The sequence below is a fragment of the Belnapia arida genome (assembly GCF_016773205.1).
Lineage (GTDB): Bacteria > Pseudomonadota > Alphaproteobacteria > Acetobacterales > Acetobacteraceae > Belnapia > Belnapia arida.
Genome location: NZ_JAETWB010000120.1, coordinates 1 through 2,594, shown reverse-complemented (window position 1 = coordinate 2,594; position 2,594 = coordinate 1). Strand labels below are relative to the sequence as shown.

Genomic DNA, 2,594 nt, shown 5'->3' with positions numbered 1-2,594 from the left:
GACAGTCTGATCCCGGCCAAGAAGCGGCGCTCGGCCCGCGTGGTCGCGACCACGCCGCTGCGGCAGGAGATGGTCCGGCGGCTCGGCAAGCCAGGTGTCGCAGCCGATCGCGTCGCCTACCGTCAAAGGTGGAAGGTGGAGACCGTCATGTCCGTCGTGAAGCGACGCCATGGCGAGGCGCTCACCGCCAGGCTAGATCCGACGCAGCGCGTCCAGGGCTGCTGCGAGGGCTTTCCTACAACCTCCAACGACTCGTCCGCCTCGGTGCCCACGCATGAGCCTCGCGACAGAGCAAGAAGCTCTAAGGGGAAGGCGCCTGGCAGCCTGCAAGCTTCGCTATGAGCTTGCCAACGAGCGGGCGAGAAAGGTGACGGCTTCCTGCTGCTTTTCATCCTTGATCAGAACGAAATTGCGCATGAGATCCAGGAGCATGCGTTGGCGTGACGCCACGTCTTCAACTGCACTTTCTTTGCCAAGGCCCTGGAAAAACCAAGCGGCATCAACCCTAAGCGCCTGCGCAACGTCAGACAAACGACTTGCGGAAATGCGGTTCAAACCTCGCTCGTACTTATTTAGTTGCTGATAGGTCACTCCGATAAGCTTGGCCAACTGCTGCTGCGATAGCCCCATCATCACCCGTCTGACGCGGATCAGAGCGCCAATGTGCTCGTCGGCCATGGCGGCGCGTTGGCTCTGGAGATCTTGTTGCACAGCAGTCTGGCTCATCTACATCCCTAAGTTTTGTTCATGACATTTCACTCAACTTAAAGGTGCAAAACCATACACCATATCGCGAGACGTTACGTAACTGTTCAGGATGCTTCAGCACGCCGCCGAGCTGAAGCAGCGAGCTTTAGCGAGAACCAGCGCCAGGTGGACGGGCTGGTCCAATGATTGTGGCGCCGGCCAAGGTGACGGCGGAGCGCTAGAGCGACCGTTGTCGACCCGAAGCGGCTGTACTGGGGCGCGCCCACCACTTCGGCACATGTCCCCGCAGCATCAGCCGCGGTTCGGCGCCGTCTCGTACACCGTGGCGTCCTCTGGCAGGACGACCCATGGCTGCTTGCTCCGCACGTAGAAGTGTGTCGTCGGCCGTAGCCACGATGTGTCGTCGAGCGTGCCGCCCCGGACGACGCGCGCGGAGCCGGGCGGCTCGGTTCCCGGCTTCACGCCGCCGCAGATGCAAATCCCGCAATCGGGGCAAACCCAGCGCGTCTTGGCGCGCCCGCTGTCGGTGACGCCCCCGGGAACGCCTCGCAGCTCCTTGCCCGACAGCCGAAACGCATTTGCCGGAACCGCGACGCCGATCGAGAAGGCGCTGGTCGTCGCACGCTGGCAGTCGGTGCAATGGCACGCATAGACGCGGGTGGGCTCGCAGGTGATCTCGTAGTGGACCGCTCCGCACATGCAGCCGCCCTTCAACGGCAGTTCCATAGCCTGACTTCTCCTCGCGCGGACCGTATCCCATCCGCAGGGACCCGGATGGTCAAGCGGCGTTGGTCACGCCGGCAGTGGCGCGAACCCGTCCTACGAGAGGTTGGTGGGCTGGACTGGGGGCGGCTGAGGCGCTCAACGGCTCCGCCACCACCGCGCCCGCATCCCCCCGCGACGTGCTGACGTTATTGCGGGAGATGGCGGCCGAGCGCGCTGCTTGCTGCGGCGGTGGGGCGAGCGTGTTGGGCTTGTAGCCCTCCTGACGCGGGAGCGGCAGCAGGCGGCCACGAAGCCACGAAGCCACGAAGCCACGAAGCCACGAAGCCACGAAAGGACTAGCCTAGAGGCGCGCGCTGGCAGTCTAGAAGCGCGCGAACGAGGGCCTCTCTCCTCGGCGGGCAGTCAGTCCACTCTCTGTGCGCTTTGGAGCACGGCCATCGGTGCTGGAGAGGACACCAGCCAAGCTGGCGAGAAGTTCGTCACAGTCGAACGGCTTCACAAGACGAGCGGTCGGCCCGCCGAGGCCGCGCAAATCTGCCTCCGGCGCCGAGTTCTCAAAACCGGTGACCACCACTGCTGGCAACCGCGGATTGCTTTTCCGAAGATGCCGTAGCACCGAGCGGCCGTCGATCCCGTGCATCAGGTGAATGTCGGTGATGACTGCAGATAAGTGCTCAACAGTCTTGGCCATGGCGAGTGCCGCTTCGCCACTGTGGGCAAAGACAGCATCGTACCCGGCTGCTTGAATGATATCTCCGATCAGGATGGCGATCAGAGCCTGGTCCTCAACGACAAGGATGACCGGCCGGGTCGCCTGGCTTCCTTCCCCAGCCTGGTCAAACGCCAGTGCTCCGTCAGCGAACATTGCAGCAGCCTTCATGTTTTAAATTAGGGTGGCGACATTAGGCTGCACATTATCTGATCGGCGCTGAACGGATTCCAGTCAAATTCAACTTTAAGTTGAATATAAGCGTGATCAGACTGAGTGTTGAATTCGGTGCTGGTTCGGCTGCCAGTAGCAGCCGCTATCGCACCGCCACTCGCTCCGCCCTCAACCCGGCGATGCTGCTGCACTAACCATCTCTGATCCACCCCCTTTGAAGTGGTCCGTCCTGAGGTATGGGTTTGAACCGGAGGAGGACCGAGATGGCGAGCAAGAA

Annotated in this window: 4 protein-coding genes; 1 reads left to right on the top strand and 3 read right to left on the bottom strand. The window is 62.3% G+C overall.

Features of this window, described 5'->3' with window-relative positions; genetic code table 11:
• Window positions 1-342, top strand: a 342-nt coding sequence (locus JMJ56_RS34635) for a hypothetical protein (protein ID WP_236039061.1), incomplete at its 5' end; no start/stop codon positions are given.
• Here the strand turns inward: JMJ56_RS34635 and JMJ56_RS32900 are convergent.
• From JMJ56_RS32900 to JMJ56_RS32890, 3 genes are all read right to left on the bottom strand, one after another.
• Window positions 337-726, bottom strand: a complete 390-nt coding sequence (locus JMJ56_RS32900) for a helix-turn-helix domain-containing protein (RefSeq protein WP_202836085.1) — start codon at window positions 724-726, stop codon at window positions 337-339. The two genes, JMJ56_RS34635 and JMJ56_RS32900, sit on opposite strands and share 6 nt — an antisense overlap.
• A gap of 273 nt (window positions 727-999) precedes the next feature.
• Window positions 1,000-1,434 (bottom strand): GFA family protein, encoded by a 435-nt coding sequence (locus JMJ56_RS32895; protein ID WP_202836084.1) that lies wholly within the window; start codon window positions 1,432-1,434, stop codon window positions 1,000-1,002.
• Window positions 1,435-1,795: 361 nt separating this feature from the next.
• Window positions 1,796-2,314, bottom strand: coding sequence for a response regulator (locus tag JMJ56_RS32890; RefSeq protein WP_202836083.1), 519 nt, complete (start codon window positions 2,312-2,314; stop codon window positions 1,796-1,798).
• Window positions 2,315-2,594 lie beyond the last annotated feature (280 nt).